The 345-nt window shown below is 53.6% G+C and carries 1 protein-coding gene; it reads left to right on the forward strand.

Annotated elements, in window-relative coordinates:
* Positions 1-345 (forward strand): BCCT family transporter (locus L977_RS20380; RefSeq protein WP_047624852.1); only part of this gene is annotated, 345 nt, incomplete at both ends.

Genomic DNA, 345 nt, shown 5'->3' on the forward strand with positions numbered 1-345 from the left:
TTTTCGGGGTGCCCATCAATGAAACGGTGCAGGTCATTCTGATCGTGGTCATCACGGGGTTAGCGACGATTTCGGTGGTGTCCGGCCTGGACAAGGGAATACGCATCCTGTCTGAGCTTAATCTGGGCCTGGCGGTGTTGCTCCTGGCGCTGGTCCTGTGCCTGGGTCCCACTGTGCTTTTGCTGAAGTCATTTGTGGAAAATACGGGGGGTTATCTGTCGGAGCTGGTGAGTAAAACGTTCAACCTTTATGCGTATGAACCTAAGTCGAGCAACTGGCTGGGGGGCTGGACATTATTATACTGGGGATGGTGGCTTTCATGGTCGCCGTTTGTGGGGATGTTCA

Origin of the sequence: Enterobacter sp. ZOR0014 (assembly GCF_000798855.1) — a bacterium.
Taxonomy (GTDB): domain Bacteria; phylum Pseudomonadota; class Gammaproteobacteria; order Enterobacterales; family Enterobacteriaceae; genus Enterobacter; species Enterobacter kobei.